Here is a 17,566-nt window from a genome sequence, read left to right as displayed (position 1 = left end):
CAGGCATGAATCAGGATTAAGGAGAATGGCACTTACATAAGCCAAAAAGTCTGTCATCCCGGCCTTGAGCCGGGATCCATGCCGCATGTTCCACCGGGCAGGCCCGCGAGGCATGGATTGCGGATCAAGTCCGCAATGACAACTTCAGGCGTCATCCACGTCCCCGCCTGTCATCCCGACTGGCAGGTTTCCTGGTATTCGCGGCTTAAGTCCCAGGCGCTGCCCCAGCATCCGTACCAACTCCAGCCAGACCAGACACAGAGCCACCAGCCCGGCGGCGAGTGTCAGCTCCCGGGCGCCCGGCAGGGCCAGGCCCATCAGTTCCCGCAACCACGGCAGGCCGAGCACCGCCACCAATAGCGTGACCATCGCAAAGGCAATGCGCCATAACCAGGTCGTGGGCGCCATTGCCGACAGAAAAGCAGGTCGGGCCAGGTCGCGGTTGGCCAAAATCAGTAGCAGCACATTCAGCATCAGCGTGCCAAACACAACTGTCCGGATCTGCGCAGCACTCCCGCCATGGGCGCTCAACCACGCGGTGCACAGAAGCAGCACTGCCGCGATGCCCGCGCCCTGCAACACCGCGTAGGCCAGCGCAGCCGGCGCAAAGGGGGAGTCGCTCGCCGGGCGGGGCGGACGCTCCATCAGGCCGGGGGCTTCAGGCTCAGCCTCCAGAACCACCGCACAAGTCGGGTCGATCAATAGCTGTAGCAGCACGATATGCACCGGCAGCAGCAACGCGGGCCATTGCAGCAGCGTGGGCACCAGCGCCAGCGCGATGATGGGCACGTGCACGGCAAACACAAACCGCGTGGCCTTGCGGATGTTGTCGTCAATGCGCCGGCCCTGGCGGATCGCGGCCACGATGCGGGCAAAGCTGTCGTCGAGCAGCACCAGCGCGGCGGCCTCGCGCGCCACGTCGGTGCCGCGCTCGCCCATGGCAATGCCCACATCGGCGGCCTTGAGCGCGGGCGCGTCGTTGACGCCGTCGCCGGTCATGGCCACCACCTCGCCATCGGCGCGCAGCAGTTGCACCAGGCGCAGCTTGTGCTGGGGCTTCAGGCGTGCACACAGGTCCACATGGCGCAGCCGCTGGCGCAGGGTGGCATCGTCCAGGGCCTCGATCTCGGCGCCGGTGATCACGTCCGGGCGCTCCGACAGGCCAACCTGGCGCGCGATGGCCAGGGCCGTGGCGGGGTGGTCGCCGGTCATCATGATCACGCGCACGCCGGCCTGCCGGCACTCGGCCAACGCGGCAGGCACCTCGGGGCGCGGCGGGTCGGCCAGGGCGACCAGGCCGAGAAACTCGAAATCGAAGTCGTGCTGGCTTTGCGGCCAGGGCGGAGCCGCGGCCGGCTCGGCAGCCTGCCCGCTCCAGCGCCCACGCGCCACGCCGAGCACGCGCAGACCGCGTTCTGCCATGTTTTCCACCTGCCGGCCGATGGCATCACGCTGAGCCACGTCGAGGTGGCACAGGTCGGCCACCGCCTCAGGCGCGCCCTTGGTGGCCAGCAGGTGTTGCGAAGGATGGTCACTGGCAAACACGCGTGTCATGGCCAGAATCTCGCCCGACAGCGCGTACTCAAACTCGGGCTCGCGGCCCTCGTGCACATGCTCGGTGCCGGCCAGCCAGTGGTGGCCAAAGTGCTGGATCGCCTTTTCCATCGGGTCGAACGGGTCACCGGGCGTGGCCAGCATGGCAAATTCCAGCAGCGGATGAAATTCCTCAGCCAGGCGGTCCGCACCCTCCGGCTGAAAGTGCGCATCAGTGGTGGCGAGCTCGGCCACAGCCATGCGGTTCACCGTCAGCGTGCCGGTCTTGTCCACCGCGAGCACGGTGATGGCGCCCAGCGCCTCGACGGCGGTGACGCGCCGCGTCAGCACCTTGTGCCGGGAGATGCGCCACGCGCCCAGGGCCAGGAAAACGGTGAGGATGACCGGGATCTCCTCGGGCAGGATGGCCATGGCCAGCGCAATGCCGGAGAGCAGGCTCTCCAGCAATGGCTGGTCGTTCCACCACCAGCCCAGCAGGACCTGGGCGCTGGCCAGCAGCAGTGCGGCCACGCCGAGCTGGCGCACCAGCTTGCGCGAACGCTGCTGAAGCGTCGAAGGCGGCTCGGTGGTGGCAGCCAGGTCGGCGCCGATGCGCCCGACCGCCGTGTGGGCGGCGATGGCGCAGACCTCGGCCAGGCCCACGCCGCGCGTGACCACGGTGCTGGCGAATAGGGCCCCCACGCTTGCCACTTCGTGTGCTGCGCTGCCCCCCGAGGGGGCTGGCCTTGCTTGGGGCGGCCCGGCGCTGGCGGCCGATGCCCCCACGCTTGCCACTTCGTGTGCCAACGGCTGCTCGCCCGTCGTCGCGGGCAGCTTGCTCACGGGCACGGCCTCGCCCGTGAGCAACGATTCATCAACCTCCAGCTGGCCGTCCACCAGCAGCGCATCGGCGGCTATGCGGTCACCCTCGTGCAGCACCAGCAGATCGCCCAGCACCACCTCGCGTCCGGCAATGCGCTGCTCCTGCCCGTCCCGTATCACCAGGGCGCGCGGGGCCGAGAGGTCGCGCAGCGACTCCAGTGCGCGCTGCGTTTTGCGCTCTTGCACCAGCGTGATGCCGATGACCACGAACACAAAGCTCAGCAGGAACAGCGCCTCGCCCCGGTCGCCCAGCGCCAGGTAAATGCCGCCGGCGGCCAGCAGCATCAGGAACATCGGTTCGGTGACCACTTCGCGCACGATGGCCGCGGTGGACTTGGGTTCGCTGCCGGGCAGCAGGTTGGGCCCCTGATCGGCGAGGCGGCGTGCGGCCTCGCTGGCACTCAGGCCCTGGCGGGCGAATGCCTCGGGCATCCCTCTGGGGGACTGGGGCCGGTGAGGTGAAGGCGTGGGCATGGCCATTTTTTTTGGTCCAGGGTTGGGAGAGTTGCGGCCATGACGGCCTGGCTCCCTTTTTCTGATGGTAGACGAGACAGCGCTCGACCGGGCGGGGAAAGGGTCGCGTACTCGCCTGACCCTGCGCAAACGGCCGGAACCGCCCGGGGATGGGTGTATAACCGGAACCCTCGGGTGATGTGCCGCGGCGTTTCAAACAGCGCGCAGACCCCCTCACCCCGAACCAGCCAGGCGCATGCAAGCGCCGCAACACCAAGGAATTTCAAGCATGGGCGCGCAGTGGAAAGCAAAAGGCAAGGAACTGGCAGCCAATGCCAAGGGCAAACTGTTTGGCCGGCTGGCCAAGGACATCATGATCGCGGCACGCAACGGCGCCGACCCAGCGTCGAACGCACGCCTGCGGCTGGTGGTCGAGCAGGCCCGCAAGGTGTCCATGCCCAAGGACACCCTGGAGCGCGCCATCAAGAAAGGCGCCGGCCTCACGGGGGACACGGTTCATTATGAACACGTGATTTACGAAGGTTTCGCACCGCACCGCGTCCCCGTCATGGTCGAATGCCTGACCGACAACCTGAACCGCACCGCCCCTGAAATGCGCGTGTTGTTCCGCAAGGGGCAGCTCGGCACCTCCGGCTCGGTGTCCTGGGATTTCGACCATGTCGGCATGATCGAGGCCGAACCCACGGCAGCGGGCGCAGACCCCGAACTCGCCGCCATCGAAGCGGGCGCCCAGGACTTCGAGCCCGGCGATGAAGAAGGCACCACGATGTTTCTGACCGACGCGAGCGACCTCGACATCGTCAGCCGCGCGCTGCCGGCCCAGGGCTTTACCGTGCTATCGGCCAAGCTCGGCTACAAGGCCAAAAACCCTGTGGACCCGGCCAGCCTGAGCGCCGCGGATCTGGAAGAAGTGGAAGCCTTCCTGGCCGCCATCGATGCCAACGACGATGTGCAGAATGTGTTTGCGGGCCTGGGGGGTTGAAGCGGATGCCAATCCCAAATCAGGGAAAATGGCTGACGATTCGCGCTAACCAAAAATATATCCATGACCGACACCATTGAACGCCCCCCTCTGCCCGACCACCTGTCCGCGGACCCACGCAGCCCGCACCACGTCGCCGCCGTGTTTGAACACGACATCGGTATCCGCTTCAACGACAAGGAGCGCACCGATGTCGAGGAGTACTGCATCAGCGAACGCTGGATCAAGGTGCCCGCCGGCAAGGCGCTGGACCGCAAGGGCCAACCGCTGATGATCAAGCTCAAGGGCAAGGTCGAGTCGTTTTACAAGTAAGAAGTCAGCGGCGAGCGGCTGGTTGGCATGATCACCCAGCCTGACCTGGTTGCTGCACTGGGGCGGGCGGCAGATCCAAAAACCTGAGTTTTAACCAATCCGGCTGCAAATGACGCATCAGATCGTGCTGCAGCCCAATGGATTCGGGCGCGAGCAGCTACTGATTCAATAGCAAATGCTCAACCCCCAGAGGTTTCAGGCTTCCGCAGGGCCCTTCAACTCAACCGCATTGCCGTCCGGGTCAGAGAGGTAAAGCGACAAGCCCTCCCCCTCGGCCCCGAAGTTCACGGCAGCCGGCCCGTGGGTGGGTATGTTGAAGCACGATGTGGTCAATGTGCTTGACGGTGAAGCTGAGTGTCGGCGCGGAGGTCATGCTTGACTCCTGGTGGACTTGTCAACGAACGCGAGTAACTTCCAGCTCATATCGTGCAGCAAGTGTTGTGCACCGTGCGCATCGTTAACCGTGGCGCTTTCGAAACGCATAGGCAACTGCGCACATCCTCCATTCGAAGGATGCGTCAGGCATGGTTTCTTTGTACTCTGTCACGACTGGCTATCGAAAATATGTAGGGGAGGAAAATGGTGACGAAGCAACTCACGCTTCTACTCGATACCAATGTCCTGATTCCGCTTCAGGACTCGTATGCGGTCCTCAGCGAAAATCTGGCCAGCTTCCACCGGCTTGCGCTCGTCGGCGGCCATCAATTGCGGTACCACCCAGCAAGCATTGCTGACTTCGAGCGGGATTCTGACCTCGATCGGCGCGTGAGAAACCTCCAGCACATCCGCCGATACCCTGCCTTGGTTCAACCTGCCAAGTGTCCGTGGAACACGCCCGCAACGAGCCCAAACGACGCGTGCGATAACGAGATTCTGTATGCGCTGGAGTGTGATGCGGCTCATGCGTTGATCACGGAGGACAAAGGGCTTCTGACCAAGGCCAGGGAGCGCGGTCTTGGCAATCGCACCTACAACATCCAAACGGCAGAAGATTGGCTACGTCGGCTTCATCTGCCACACGATGTCTCGCTGCCAAACATCAATGATGTGCCTCTGCATAGCCTGACTCCGGAGTTGTCCCATGCGTTCTACAACAGCTTACGTGACGGCTACGCTGGTTTTGACGACTGGTTCCGCAAGAAAGCCCGAGAGAACAGGAAGGCGTGGGTCTATCGCGATGACGCAGGAGTTCTGGGCGCAATATGCATCTATGACGTTCAGACCGACGAAGCTATTACCGACAACAGTGCAAAACTTGCCGGCAAAGCCCTGAAGCTGTGCACATTCAAGGTTGGCCAGGGCGTTCGAGGGCGAAAGATTGGTGAGCTCTTCTTAAAGGCTGCCTTCCGCTATGGAACAGAGAATGCCTGCGAGCACATCTTCATCCATGCTGACGTGGATAAACACAACTACTTGGTGAATCTGCTTATCGACTTCGGTTTCGAAGACCGCGGCGACTACGGATCGGACCGTGTTTTCGTCAAGCGGCATCCCATTGCCGCTCCGGACGATGCTGGGATACCACCTCACGAGTACGTCCAGCGCTTCTATCCCCACTACCAGGCCGGGACCAACGTGCGCAAGTTCTTGGTGCCCATTCAGCAGGGCTATCATCGAATTCTCTTTCCTGACTATGATGCGGTCCAATCGCTCCTGTTCGTAGCCGGCGGAAGCGTCGGCAATGCCATCAAGCTGGCCTACCTCTGCCATGCGGCGGCGAAGAATATTCGTCCGGGAGACGTGCTCCTCTTCTACAGGACAGAGGACGAGCAAGCCGTCACCTCGCTGGGCGTAGTGGACCAGTTCGCAGTACTCGACGATGCAGCTAAGATCGCAGCCCTGGTCAGTCGGCGTACCGTGTACAGCATCAAAGAGATCGAAGGCATGGCTTCCCGACCTACCAAGGTTATCCTCTTCAGGCTAGTGAAACACTTGCCCAAGCCGGTGTCCTACCAGCAGCTTCAGAATGATGGTGTCGTTACAGGCCCCATCCAATCAATTACCAATATTTCCGATGACAACTTTTCAAGAGTGCTTGCAGCCGGAGGGTCCTAGAGCGATCCTGCTATCGGTGAAGCCCCGGTTTGCAGAACTAATTCTGTCGGGAGCCAAGAAGGTCGAATTCCGCCGGACATGGGCTGCGAAGCCCGTAGGTCTGGCTGTCATCTATTCGAGCTCGCCAGTCCAACGAATCGTCGGGATCGTTGGCATCAACGGCACGTTTGTAGCATCACCGTCCAAGGTTTGGACCAAGTGCCTTCCTCTCGGTCCGGGCCTCCAGCGCAAGGAGCTCATGGAGTACTTCGCCGGAAAGGATGAGGCATACGGAGTCTTGCTGGGAGAAGTGACGCTCCCTCCCAAGCCCGTTCCACCGAAGTCGTTGTTCAAAAGCTTCCGGCCACCCCAGTCGTACCGATACCTGAGTACGACCGAGCTGCGTCGAGTTGGCAAGCAATTTGGTCTGATCGAGGAGGCGCGATGACGATCCTCGTCGCCGGCGTCCACGGCGCCGGGAAGACCTTTGCCGCGAAACCCGCCTGCGAGAAGCTTGGATTGATTCACGCTACTGCCAGCCAGCTCATCCGTGAGGAACGTGGGCAGGCGTCGTGGGACGCTGCAAAGGTGGTGTCAGATGTAGAGCAGAACCAGTTGGCGCTCGTCTCGGCAGCGCGGCGGGTTCGGGAGAGCGGCGCAAAGCTGGTCCTGGACGGGCACTTCGTTCTTCGACGTGCGGCTGGAGACCATGAGCGTCTGTCCACTGAAGTTTTCCGCGCTCTCGGCTGCACGGCAGTATTGTTGATTCGCTGCCCGGTGCTCGTGCTACTGGAGCGCCTCCAAGCTAGAAAAGATATGAGTTGGAGCGAAGCTGAGCTTGCCATATTCAGCGAGGCCGAGGAAGAACACGGAACCCACGTTGCTAGAGCTTTGAATATTCCAATAGTGATACTCGACATGCCGAGCCCCCAGGAGATGGAGACTTGCCTGCAACGGCTTGGCGCCTCAGAGTCAACCCTATGAACCACGAAGAACTCATATACCAGCGCATTGGCGAGTTCACCGTCTCGTTCCAATGGATAGAAAACAAGCTTCGTGAAATCGGATGGTTCATCCTCGATCCGGTTCGCTTGAACTGGCCACCGGCTGACCTGCGAAACCTAACCAACGAGAAGCTCATTGACCAGGTTCACGGGCTATTCGTCCAGGCCCTACCAAAGTGTCAGCTACCGCAGGAGTTGGAATCCGATTTCAAGGAACTATTCGAATCCTCAGCCAAACTCTTGCATCAACTGCGTCGTGACAGAAATCGCATCCTGCACTCCGCGTTCATTGAACTTCGGGCAGGAGGTGAGGTTCAAGGTATCCTTCGATCGAACCCGAAACTGAATCGCCCCGGATTTTGAGGAGGCTCAAATCTCTGAGAGGATTGAGCCATGAAGAAATCAAACAAGTTTTCACCCGAGGTGCGCGAGCGCGCTGTGAGGATGGTGCAGGAGCACCGTGGGGAGTACCCCTCGCTGTGGGCTGCGGTCGAATCCATTGCCCCCAAGATCGGCTGTGTGCCGCAGACGTTGCTGGAATGGGTCAAACGCGTAGAAGTCGATACCGGCGTACGAGACGGTGTCACTACCGCCGAGGCGCAGCGTGTGAAGGAACTGGAGCGAGAGGTCAAGGAGCTGCGCCGGGCCAACGAAATTTTGAAGCTGGCGAGTGCTTTTTTTGCCCAGGCGGAGCTCGACCGCCGACTCAAGTCCTGAGGGACTTCATCGATCAGCATCGCGCTGCCCACGGGGTCGAGCCGATTTGCAAAGTCTTGCAGATCGCCCCTTCGGGCTACCGCCGCCACGCCGCGCACAAGCGCAACCCGGATTTACGCTGTGCACGCGCCAAGGCGGACGACACCCTCAAGTCAGATATCCAGCGCGTCTGGCAGGCCAACAAATGTGTCTACGGCGCCGACAAGGTCTGGAAGCAGATGAATCGGGAGGGAGTCGCCATTGCCCGGTGCACGGTCGAGCGGTTGATGAAACGGCTGGGCTTGCAGGGTGTGCGCCGTGGCAAGGTGGTGCGCACCACCATCAGCGACATGAAGGCGCCGTGCCCGCTGGATCGGGTCAACCGGCGGTTCTTGGCTGATCGGCCCAATCAGCTTTGGGTGTCGGACTTCACCTATGTCTCGACCTGGCAGGGCTGGCTGTACGTGGCCTTCGTCATTGACGTGTTTGCCCGGCGCATCGTGGGCTGGCGGGTCAGCAGCTCCATGCGCACGGACTTCGTGCTCGATGCGCTGGAGCAGGCCCTGTACGACCGCCAACCGGGCCGCGAGGATGCCTTGATTCACCATTCTGACCGGGGTAGCCAGTACGTCTCCATTCGCTACTCCGAGCGCTTGGCCGAGGCTGGCATAGAGCCTTCGGTGGGCAGCAAGGGCGACAGCTATGACAACGCTTTGGCCGAGACGATCAACGGGCTGTACAAGGCCGAGCTGATTCACCGCCGCTCCTGGCCAACCCGGGAGTCGGTGGAGCTGGCCACGCTGGAATGGGTGTCCTGGTTTAACCATCAACGGCTGCTCGGACCCATCGGGTATATCCCTCCGGCAGAAGCTGAGGCAAACTACTACCGGCAACTCGCCAGTCAAGTCTCCACGGTGGAGGCATGACTTAAACCAAACAGCCTCCATGAAACCCGGGGCGATTCAAAACTTCAGGTCGATGAGGAGTCTGGAGATGTACTGTTCGAGCAAGAGATCCTCACCAGCGAATCCTTCGCGAAGGAGATGGCGATGATGGCTGAGTTGGCTTTATTCTTGAATCGCGCATACCTCCAACTCATTCATAGGTATCCAAATGGTGGCGTCTAGGCTTTAGCGCTATGCGCTGCATCTTCTGCAAACAGGATTCCTCAACCAGCGTGTCCGTGGAGCACATCATTCCAGAGTCGCTGGGGAACATTGATCATGTGTTACCAGTCGGAGCCGTATGCGATGGCTGCAACCAGTATTTCGCGCGGAAGGTAGAGCGTCAGCTCCTTGAGTCCCCGATGTTTCGGCTTCTACGGGCAGATATGGCGATTCCGAACAAGCGGGGTCGCATTCCTCCCTGGGTGCCCACGGATGGGACAGACCGACCCGACTACCGGCAGATGGGACGGTTCTTGGCCAAAGTAGGTCTCGAAGTGCTTGCTTTCAAAACGCTATCCGTGCCTGGGTGGAACAATGAGCTTGTAGATCAGCCAGCCCTCGAAGAGTTGCGCAGGTTTGCACGCTACAACGAAGGCCCGGATTGGCCTTTCACGGTTCGATCGCTGCATCCGGTGAACGCCATCTTTAGCGACGGGAATCAGTCCTTCGAACTGCTGCATGAGTTCGACATCTTGCTTACTCGCTCCTCAGAGGCATGCCTCGCTGTCTCCATTTTCGGCATTGAGATGGTCCTGAACTTGGGCTGTAGAGAGAATGACGGCTTTCGTCGGTGGTTGGAAGAAAACAACTGGGTTTCTCCGCTATATGTGCCGAGAGACGCTTAATCCACCCATCGGACGAGTGGTCTCTAGCGTGCTTCGCGTGCCTACACATTCAATTTGAAAGCGAGACATCAGTGCAAATGAATCTGGAAGTGACCGAGTCACCGATACCCGCAGACGAGGAACTCGTCGCGGCTCAAGTCCGTGCACATAACCGCGCGCACACGGAAGCCGTCTTCAGGACGCTCTGCGTCTTCGCGCGCGCGGATGACGGCACGCTCATCGGTGGCCTGACGGGCAAAACCTACTGGGACTACCTGGACGTGTATTTCCTGTGGGTGGCACCCGAGCATCGGGGGACGGGCCTTGGGTCAAAAATTCTGGCTGCGGCCGAGTCGGAGGCCATTCAACGAGGATGCAAGCACGCTGTGCTGAACACGTTCAGCTTTCAGGCTCCCGATTTCTATCCGAAGGTCGGATACGAAGAAGTAGGTGTTCTGCATGGTTACCGGGGCATCGACAAGCTACACGACAGGCACTTCCTGCACAAGCTTCTGGGCGATTGACCTGCCCGCGCTCAGGTCGGCCCACCAATGAAGCGCACCTGCGAAAGCTCAGGCATCCGTACGCTCAAGAACCACTTCCCAAAGCGCTTTGGACCTGACGTACTTCTTGGTGACAAAGTGCTCAAGCGAAAGCGTGTTCCAGCCTTCTGCAAAAAGTGAAGTGATCGCGGCTTCATCGAAAAAGCGTTTGGGTTCACCCTTGACCATGAAAAAGTTGGGCTCGATTTCGGGGTGACCGCTGGCGCCGAAGTTGTGGTCCTGGTCCGAGTTGAGCCGGCAAAGAAAGACACCTCCAGGGCGCAAGGCTGAACGGATGCGCCCTGCCAGGGCCTGCGTCTCGGCCCAGGGGAAATAGTGAATCGACAGGCTGGCGACGACGACCCCCAGCTCACTTGCCACTTCGGGGAAAGGTTCTCGCACGTCTCGGCACTCAACCACCGCCGCAGGCACACGAACCTTCGTGATGCCGGCTGAGACACTGGAAAGATCGAAGGCGTGGACCTTCAACCCGGCGCCGGCGAGGACAGCCGTGTCGTCTCCGTGGCCACATCCAATCTCAAGCACGGGGCCGGAGTCCGCCCGCTCAAGCACAAGGGGAAGCCATCGGTTGAGCCAGGGGTCGGTGAACATCTTTTCAGACGCCTTCGATATATCCGGTGAAAAGTGCGGACTGACGCCGCGAAACATGACGTGACTTTACAGGCGCCGGTACATTACCAGCGCGTCGGTGTAGCCGTGCACAGGGTGGAGGAAAGCCTCCGGCACGCGACCGACGGTCTCGAAGCCCATTCCCGTCCAGAGCTTGACGGCTCGGTGGTTGCTGGCGATCACGAAGTTGAACTGCATGGCGCGGAATCCTGCTGCGCGGGCGACTTCGAGCGAGTGTGCGCACATGGCGCGTGCCACCCCTTTGCCGTTGGCATCGCTTGCGGTCATGTAGCCGCAGTTCGCCACATGCGCCCCACCGCCCTTGCGGTTGGGATGCAACACATAGGTGCCCAGAAGCGTGTCGCCCTCGCAGGCCACAAAACACTGGTTGTCGGGCGCCAGCCAGGCCAGAAGGGCATCCTGCCGGCTGGTCTGCCGCGGGAAATCGTAGGTTTCGCCCGCGCGAATAATCGGCTCCAGGATACGCCAGAGATCATCTTCGTCGGCCGAAACCGCTTTCCTTATCGACAACATCGCACGCACCTTCCCGTCGGAAAAGCCAAGAGCTTAACGCCGATCCGGAAAATCAACCCGGACGCCGACTGTGCGGACATCTCCCCCAAAAGAAAACCCGCTCTTGCGCAGGCAAAAGCGGGTTTTCATGCATAAAACAGGCCTTCATCCCTTACTGGATGGGCGCAAGCTGCTACTGATTAAATAGCAACCTGCGCCGCTTCCGGGGCTCAGTGAGGGCTCATTGCGTGGCGCGGTCGAACTTGAACACGCCGGGTTCGCGCACCGGATCCACATCCACCGGAATCGTGCTCTTGGGCAGGAAACGCCCCTCGAGCAGCAGCTTGGACAGCGGGTTTTCAATCCGCTGCTGGATCGCACGCTTGAGCGGCCGGGCACCGAACACCGGGTCGAAGCCGACCTTGGCGAGTTCGGCAATGGCTGCTTCCGACACCTCCATCGTGAGGTCCATCTTCTGCAGGCGCTCCATCAGCACCTTGAGCTGGATGCGCGCGATGGACTCGATGTTTTTCGCGTCGAGCGAATGGAACACCACGGTCTCGTCGATGCGGTTCAAGAACTCGGGGCGGAAGTAGTTCTTCAGCTCGCCCTCCACCGCTTCCTTGACGTCTTCATACGGCTGGCCCACCATGGACTGGATGATGGGTGAGCCGATGTTGCTGGTCATGACGATGACGGTGTTCTTGAAGTCCACGGTGCGGCCCTGGCCGTCGGTCAGGCGGCCGTCGTCGAGCACCTGCAGCAGCACGTTGAACACATCGGGGTGGGCTTTTTCCACCTCGTCGAGCAGCAGCACGCTGTAGGGCTTGCGCCGCACGGCTTCGGTCAGGTAGCCGCCCTCTTCGTAACCCACATAACCCGGAGGCGCGCCGATCAGGCGGGCCACCGAGTGTTTTTCCATGAACTCGCTCATGTCGACACGAATCAGGTGGTCTTCGCTGTCGAACAAAAAGCCGGCCAGTGCCTTGCAGAGTTCGGTCTTGCCGACACCGGTGGGGCCGAGGAACAGGAAGGAACCGGTCGGGCGGTTCGGGTCACTCAGGCCCGAGCGCGAGCGGCGGATCGCGTTGGCGACCGCACCGATGGCTTCGTCCTGGCCGACCACCCGTTCGTGCAGCTTGCCTTCCATCAGCAACAGTTTGTCGCGCTCGCCCTGCATCAGTTTGCTGACGGGAATGCCGGTGGCGCGCGCCACGACCTCGGCGATCTCTTCGGCGCCGACCTGGGTGCGCAGCAAGGTGGGCGCACTGGTGGTGCCCTTCTTGTCTTCGGTGTCCTGCGCTTCCTTCAGGCGTTTTTCCAGCTCGGGCAGCTTGCCGTACTGCAGCTCGGCCACCTTGTTGAAGTCACCCTTGCGCGTGAACTCCTCAATCTGGAAGCGGATGCGGTCGATTTCTTCCATCACGTCCTTGGAGCCGAGCGCCTGGGCCTTTTCGGCTTGCCAGATTTCATCGAGGTCGGAAATTTCCTTTTGCAGCTTGGTGATTTCTTCCTCGATCAGCCCGAAACGTTTCTGCGAGGACTCGTCTTTTTCGCGGCGCACGGCCTCGCGCTCGATCTGCAGCTGGATCAGCCGGCGGTCCAGCTTGTCCATGACCTCGGGCTTGGAGTCCATCTCGATCTTGATCTTGGCCGCCGCCTCGTCGATCAGGTCGATCGCCTTGTCGGGCAGGAAGCGGTCGGTGATGTAGCGGTGGCTCAGTTCGGCCGCGGCCACGATGGCCGGGTCGGTGATCTGCACGCCATGGTGCACTTCGTATTTTTCCTGCAGGCCGCGCAGGATGGCAATCGTCGCCTCCACCGTTGGCTCGCCGACCAGGATTTTCTGGAAACGGCGCTCGAGCGCGGCGTCTTTTTCGATGTACTTGCGGTATTCGTCGAGTGTGGTCGCGCCTACGCAATGCAGCTCGCCACGCGCCAGCGCGGGCTTGAGCATGTTGCCGGCGTCCATCGCGCCTTCGGCCTTGCCGGCGCCGACCATGGTGTGCAGCTCGTCGATGAACACAATGGTCTGGCCCTCGTCCTTGGCCAGTTCTTTCAGCACGGTTTTGAGGCGCTCCTCAAACTCGCCGCGAAACTTGGCACCGGCCAGCAGCGCGGCCATGTCCAGGCTCAGCACGCGTTTGCCCTTGAGTGAATCCGGCACCTCGCCGGCGACGATACGCTGGGCCAGGCCTTCGACGATGGCGGTCTTGCCAACGCCCGGCTCGCCGATCAGCACCGGGTTGTTCTTGGTGCGGCGCTGCAGCACCTGGATGGCGCGGCGAATCTCGTCGTCGCGGCCGATCACCGGGTCCAGCTTGCCCATGCGGGCGCGCTCGGTCAGGTCCATGGTGTATTTCTTGAGCGCTTCGCGCTGGCCTTCGGCTTCGGGGCTGTCCACGCCCTGGCCGCCGCGAACGGCATCGATGGCCGCCTCCAGCGCCTTGCGGGTCAGGCCCGCCTCTTTGGCGAGCTTGCCGACCTCGGCCTTGCTGTCGGCGACCGCCAGCAAATACAGCTCGCCGGCGATGAACTGGTCACCGCGCTTGATGGATTCCTTTTCGGTGGCCTGCAACAGCTTGCCGAGCTCGGGGCCGACCTGGATCTGCTCCTGGCCCGACACCGTCGGCAGCTTTTTGACAGCGGCGTCAGCAGCGGCCTGCAAGGCCGCCACGTTGACACCGGCGCGCTGCAGCAGCGCTTTCGGGCCGTCTTCCTGGCCCAGCATGGCGGCCAGCAGGTGCACCGGCTCGATGTAGGCGTTGTCGTTGCCCAGTGCGAGCGACTGTGCGTCGCTGAGCGCTTCCTGGAATTTGGTGGTGAGTTTGTCCTGGCGCATGGCGTCCCTTGGTGAATTGGATTGCTGAAGATCTGGGGCTGAACCCGGGGCTTTTCAATAGTCCCTGCTCACAACCGGGTTGATGGCTCCTTTGGAAGCGCTTCCCTTTATGCACAGCCTGGCCCGGGTGCGGCTTGACAGAGATCAAGCACCCGGGGAACAGGCGGCGGACTAAAATGAAACCATGAACATTCACCAGGTGTCGATCAGTTACGTCCAGGAGCAGGACCGCCTGATGATTCGCATCAACGGCCGGGACGGCGGCGAGTTGCGCGCCTGGCTCACCCGGCGCCTGGCGCTGGCCTTGCTGCCCGTGCTCGATAAAACCGCGGCCGACCAGACCCGCAAGGTGGCGGCCCCGCCGGAAGCGGCCACCAGCCTGGACGAGCAGCGCGACCAGTTGCTGACGACCTTTCAGAAAGAAGCGACGCTGCGCAGCGGAGATTTTGAAACCCCTTACCGCGACCAGCCCGGTCCGCCCGCCGACGTGGAGGTGGGCCCCGAACCCTTGCTGCTGACCGAGGTCAAGGTCACCCTGATGGGCAACGGCCAGCTGCGCCTGCAGCTGTTTGAAAAGCTGCCCGGGCAAGCCACGGTGCGTGATTTCCAGGTGATGATGGAACCGCAGCTGAGCAACGGCCTGCTGCATTTGCTGCACCAGAGCGTGAAGCTCTCGCAGTGGCTCACGGTGCCGGCAGCCGCAGCGGCCGCACCTGATGACGTCGTGGTGCAAGACGCCGTGTCCGACGCCGAGCCTGCCGACCTGTCCGCAGACCTTCCGCGGCCCAAGTACCTGAACTGATGCGTTCGCGGGCTCCGGACGGCGCCCGCTCCGGCTCCGGCCCGTCCTACTTCGTGGCAGCCTCCAGCGAGAAGCCGGCCACCTGTTTGTAGTGGTCCGATATCGCGCGCAACTCCTGCTGGCTGATCAGCGCGTCGATGTCCGCAAAAGGCTTGCCGCCGCTGAGCTCGTCCACCTTGATGTTGATGAAATCGGGCGGCACCGAGCGGTTCGTCAGCACGATGTTCGCGGTGGGGGCCAGCCGCAGTTGCTCGTAGGCCTGCAGCGCGGCCCGTGCATCAGCGCCGGCATGCAGCGCCAGCTGTTCGGCCAGCACGCGCGCGTCGATCAGGGCCTGGGCCGAACCGTTGGAGCCGCGCGGGTACATGGGGTGTGCCGCGTCACCGAGCAGGGTCACGCGGCCGAAGGTCCACTGCGGCACCGGGTCCTTGTCGACCATGGGGTACTCAAGGATCTGCTCGGCGTTGGCGATCAGCGCGGGAACGTCCAGCCACGGGAAACGCCAGTCCTTGAAGATGCCCTGGAAATCCTGGGGATCGCCTTTCTGGTTCCAGTCGTTCATGGCAGCGTTGTCCCGCTGGATCTCGGCGACCCAGTTGATCAGCTGGTGGCCCTCGTCGTCCAGCTTGTCGACGATGGGGTAAATCACCATCTTGCCGGTGTCGATGGAACCCACACGCATGTAGCTGCGGCCGGTCAGGATGGGTTTGTGCCGCGTCACGCCGCGCCAGGTGTTGATGCCGGCAAACGCGACTTTTTCGTCGGGGTAGAACTGGCGCCGCAGCGTGGAGTTGACGCCGTCGCAGGCAATCACCACGTCGGCTTTCACCGGCGGCAGGCTCATGCCGCTGGAGGTCTGCGTGAAATGCAGGGTGGCGCCGCTGTCGTCCTGCTCCACACGCACGCAGCGGCGGTTGGTGTGGATGGCGTCAGGGCTCAGGCGCTCGAGCGCAGCATCGTAAAGCAGGCGGTGCAGCTTGCCACGCGGAATGCCGATCTCGGGCAAGGCGTAGCCGGCATGGCGACCGCGCGGCTCCTTGTAGATGAACTGGCCGAAGCGGTTGAAAAACACGCTCTCCTCGTTTTCGATGCCGACGGCTTCGAGCTGCGGCTGCAGGCCCAGTGCCGCCAGCTCGCGCATGGCGTGCGGCAGCAGCGTGATGCCGACGCCGAGTTCCTTCACTTCAGGCACGGTTTCAAAAACCTCGCTCTGGATGCCGCGCTGATGCAGCGCAAGTGCCAGGCTCAGCCCGCCTATGCCGCCGCCGACGATGGCAATTTTCATGGTGTTTTCTTCGATGGTTTCAACTGGACTGTCATTGCGGACGTGATCCGCAATCCATGCAGGCACGCCGCAGTCACGGTTCATGCAGCATGGATCCCGGATCACGTCCGGGATGACGGGGGATATAAATAATTAACATCAAAATGGCCGCCAGCCCTTTACAGACGTGCGCCACCAGCTATCTATTCAATAGCAAATCAGTTCGCGGTGATGCCCTGGGCCTGGATCAACCGGGCCCAGCGCTTCGAATCAAGCTCGACCAGGCCTTTGAACTCTTCCGGCGTGCTGCCGCTCGGGTCCATGCCCTGGGTCTGGAAGGCCTTTTTGACCTCGTCACTCAGCAACATCTCCCGGATCTCGCGGTTGTACAAAGCGACCAGGTCGGGCGAGGTGCCCGGTGGCGCAAAGATGCCGTACCACATGTCCACATTGACCTTACCGGCTTTGGCCTCGGCCAGCGTCGGCACTTCGGGCAACAGCGCGTGGCGATTGTCGCTGCCGATACCCAGCGCCACCAGCCGGCCGGACTTCACATGCGGCAAGGCCACGTGAATGGGCAGGAACATGGTTTCGATCTGGCCGCCGAGCAGGTCGGTCAGCGCCGGCCCCGTGCCGCGGTAAGGGATGTGCGTGACAAACACGCCCGCCGTGCTTTTGAACAGTTCCATCGCCAGGTGGTGCGGCGTGCCCACCCCGGGCGAACCGTAGTTGATGCGGCCGGGCTTCTGGCGCGCCGCCGCCATCAGGTCCGAGGCGCTTTTGAAACCGGTCTTGGGGTTGGCCACCAGCAGCAGCTGGCCCCAGCTGGTCAGCGTCACCGGGGTCAGGTCTTTCACCGGGTCGAAGGTCAGCTGCGGGTACAGGCTGGCATTCATCACCAGCGTGTTGACCGTCACCAGCAAGGTGCTGCCGTTGGGCGCAGCACGCACCACGGCCTCGGTGCCGATGTTGCCGGACGCGCCGGCACGGTTGTCCACCACCACCGGCCGCCCCAGGCGCTCGGACAGCCGGGGGCCCAGCGTGCGGGCAATCAGGTCAATGCCGGTGCCCGGCGTGAAGGGCACGATCAGGCGAATCGGCGCCTGCGGCAGGACCGGCGCCTGGGCGCTCTGGGCCAGGGCGCCCGCGCTGGCGCCAGCCGCGACAAGCAGGAGCCCCAGCTTGACCGCCAGCCGACGGCGTGAAGAAATACTGATCTGCATCAAACATCCTTTTTGGTTTGCATGCTAACCATTATTGGTCTGAAACGACAAGGCACAATCCA

The 17,566-nt window shown here is 62.0% G+C and carries 15 protein-coding genes, 2 pseudogenes and 1 other annotated feature; of the genes and pseudogenes, 10 read left to right on the top strand and 7 right to left on the bottom strand.

Going from position 1 to position 17,566, the window contains the following annotated elements; all coding sequences use genetic code 11:
- Window positions 1-144 precede the first annotated feature (144 nt).
- Complete coding sequence (locus tag PSV40_RS19950) at window positions 145-2,889, bottom strand: cation-translocating P-type ATPase (protein WP_300541157.1); 2,745 nt, start codon at window positions 2,887-2,889, stop codon at window positions 145-147.
- Window positions 2,890-3,157: 268 nt separating this feature from the next.
- On the opposite strand from PSV40_RS19950, the gene PSV40_RS19945 reads away from it, so the two are divergent.
- Window positions 3,158-3,871 (top strand): YebC/PmpR family DNA-binding transcriptional regulator, encoded by a 714-nt coding sequence (locus tag PSV40_RS19945; RefSeq protein ID WP_300541155.1) that lies wholly within the window; start codon window positions 3,158-3,160, stop codon window positions 3,869-3,871.
- Window positions 3,872-3,934: 63 nt separating this feature from the next.
- Window positions 3,935-4,183, top strand: coding sequence for a DUF3297 family protein (locus PSV40_RS19940; protein ID WP_300541153.1), 249 nt, complete (start codon window positions 3,935-3,937; stop codon window positions 4,181-4,183).
- A gap of 195 nt (window positions 4,184-4,378) precedes the next feature.
- On the opposite strand, the pseudogene PSV40_RS19935 reads toward PSV40_RS19940, so the two are convergent.
- Window positions 4,379-4,465 (bottom strand): annotated as a pseudogene (locus PSV40_RS19935) (VOC family protein); the annotation flags it as partial.
- Window positions 4,466-4,762: 297 nt separating this feature from the next.
- Between PSV40_RS19935 and PSV40_RS19930 the strand changes: the two are divergent.
- The 7 genes and pseudogenes from PSV40_RS19930 to PSV40_RS19905 all read left to right on the top strand — a co-directional run bounded on the left by PSV40_RS19930 (window position 4,763) and on the right by PSV40_RS19905 (window position 10,212).
- Window positions 4,763-6,238 carry a GNAT family N-acetyltransferase gene (locus PSV40_RS19930; RefSeq protein ID WP_300541151.1) on the top strand — a complete coding sequence of 492 codons (1,476 nt, stop codon included), beginning with the start codon at window positions 4,763-4,765 and terminating at the stop codon, window positions 6,236-6,238.
- 423 nt (window positions 6,239-6,661) lie between these two features.
- Window positions 6,662-7,201: an ATP-binding protein gene (locus PSV40_RS19925; RefSeq protein ID WP_300541149.1), complete on the top strand. Its 540-nt coding sequence runs from the start codon at window positions 6,662-6,664 to the stop codon at window positions 7,199-7,201.
- On the top strand, window positions 7,198-7,584 hold the full coding sequence (locus tag PSV40_RS19920; protein WP_300541147.1) for a hypothetical protein: 387 nt from the start codon (window positions 7,198-7,200) through the stop codon (window positions 7,582-7,584). The genes PSV40_RS19925 and PSV40_RS19920 overlap by 4 nt, the downstream gene beginning before the upstream one ends.
- A 30-nt stretch (window positions 7,585-7,614) precedes the next feature.
- Window positions 7,615-8,843, top strand: a protein-coding gene (locus PSV40_RS19915) for an IS3 family transposase (RefSeq protein ID WP_300541145.1) whose coding sequence is annotated in 2 segments (ribosomal slippage) — window positions 7,615-7,903 and window positions 7,903-8,843 — 1,230 coding nt in all. Because the reading frame shifts where the segments join, the coding sequence is not laid out codon by codon here.
- Window positions 7,893-8,009: a sequence feature (AL1L pseudoknot), on the top strand. Its footprint overlaps the gene before it by 117 nt.
- Window positions 8,844-9,055: 212 nt before the next feature.
- A pseudogene (locus PSV40_RS22900) lies at window positions 9,056-9,205 on the top strand (HNH endonuclease); the annotation flags it as partial.
- Window positions 9,206-9,337: 132 nt separating this feature from the next.
- On the top strand, window positions 9,338-9,709 hold the full coding sequence (locus PSV40_RS19910) for a hypothetical protein (RefSeq protein WP_300541143.1): 372 nt from the start codon (window positions 9,338-9,340) through the stop codon (window positions 9,707-9,709).
- Window positions 9,710-9,786: 77 nt separating this feature from the next.
- A complete protein-coding gene (locus PSV40_RS19905; RefSeq protein ID WP_300541141.1) occupies window positions 9,787-10,212 on the top strand; it encodes a GNAT family N-acetyltransferase in 426 nt (141 codons plus the stop codon).
- Window positions 10,213-10,260: 48 nt separating this feature from the next.
- Here PSV40_RS19905 and PSV40_RS19900 read toward each other — a convergent pair whose 3' ends face one another.
- The 3 genes from PSV40_RS19900 to clpB all read right to left on the bottom strand — a co-directional run bounded on the left by PSV40_RS19900 (window position 10,261) and on the right by clpB (window position 14,215).
- On the bottom strand, window positions 10,261-10,899 hold the full coding sequence (locus tag PSV40_RS19900; protein ID WP_300541139.1) for a class I SAM-dependent methyltransferase: 639 nt from the start codon (window positions 10,897-10,899) through the stop codon (window positions 10,261-10,263).
- A 9-nt stretch (window positions 10,900-10,908) separates the two neighbouring features.
- On the bottom strand, window positions 10,909-11,394 hold the full coding sequence (locus PSV40_RS19895; RefSeq protein WP_300541137.1) for a GNAT family N-acetyltransferase: 486 nt from the start codon (window positions 11,392-11,394) through the stop codon (window positions 10,909-10,911).
- 220 nt (window positions 11,395-11,614) lie between these two features.
- Window positions 11,615-14,215: an ATP-dependent chaperone ClpB gene (gene clpB, locus PSV40_RS19890; RefSeq protein WP_300541135.1), complete on the bottom strand. Its 2,601-nt coding sequence runs from the start codon at window positions 14,213-14,215 to the stop codon at window positions 11,615-11,617.
- A 184-nt stretch (window positions 14,216-14,399) separates the two neighbouring features.
- On the opposite strand from clpB, the gene PSV40_RS19885 reads away from it, so the two are divergent.
- Window positions 14,400-15,017, top strand: coding sequence for a hypothetical protein (locus PSV40_RS19885; protein WP_300541133.1), 618 nt, complete (start codon window positions 14,400-14,402; stop codon window positions 15,015-15,017).
- Window positions 15,018-15,063: 46 nt separating this feature from the next.
- On the opposite strand, the gene PSV40_RS19880 is transcribed toward PSV40_RS19885, so the two are convergent.
- Window positions 15,064-16,302, bottom strand: coding sequence for a flavin-dependent oxidoreductase (locus tag PSV40_RS19880; protein ID WP_300541325.1), 1,239 nt, complete (start codon window positions 16,300-16,302; stop codon window positions 15,064-15,066).
- Between the two features lie 197 nt (window positions 16,303-16,499).
- Window positions 16,500-17,504, bottom strand: a complete 1,005-nt coding sequence (locus PSV40_RS19875; protein ID WP_300541131.1) for a tripartite tricarboxylate transporter substrate binding protein — start codon at window positions 17,502-17,504, stop codon at window positions 16,500-16,502.
- Between the last annotated feature and the right edge of the window lie 62 nt (window positions 17,505-17,566).

The sequence above is a fragment of the Polaromonas sp. genome (assembly GCF_029945925.1).
GTDB lineage: Bacteria > Pseudomonadota > Gammaproteobacteria > Burkholderiales > Burkholderiaceae_C > Polaromonas.
The sequence above is the reverse complement of the archived record's forward strand: the minus strand, read 5'-3'. Positions and strand labels throughout refer to the sequence as shown.